The organism is Streptomyces sp. M-16, from assembly GCF_052114405.1.
Taxonomy (GTDB): Bacteria; Actinomycetota; Actinomycetes; order Streptomycetales; family Streptomycetaceae; genus Streptomyces.
This window is the reverse complement of the sequence record NZ_JBFRER010000370.1, coordinates 1-351: the sequence shown is the minus strand read 5'-3', so window position 1 is coordinate 351 and position 351 is coordinate 1. Positions and strand designations below refer to the sequence as shown.

General features: G+C 72.1%; 1 protein-coding gene. It reads left to right on the top strand.

What is annotated here, in order from left to right; all coding sequences use genetic code 11:
• Nucleotides 1–31 precede the first annotated feature (31 nt).
• The coding region (locus AB4039_RS42610) for a hypothetical protein (protein ID WP_442273361.1) at nt 32–351 on the top strand (320 nt) is incomplete at its 3' end.

The following is a 351-nucleotide window of genomic DNA, read 5'->3' as shown; positions in this document are numbered from 1 at the left end:
GGCGATGGCGCTGGTCGCCGAGGTCGGGTGTGTGCTGACTGTCAGCGAACGCACCGCCGGCGCCCTGCTGTCCGATTCCCGGGCACTGACGGCGGGGCTGCCGCTGACCCTGGCCGCCCTGCAGGCCGGGACGATCTCCTGGCAGCACGCCCGGATCATCATCGACGAAACCAGCGAATTGGATCCCGCCGGAGCGGCCGGCCTCGAAGCGCACTTCCTGGACCCCGAAGCACCCAACCCGGCCCGCGGCTGCGAGGCCGGGGACCTCGTGCCGTCCCGGTTCCGGGCCAAGGCCCGCGCCTGGCGCGAACGCCACCACCCGGTCAGCATCGAAGAACGCCACACCAAGAG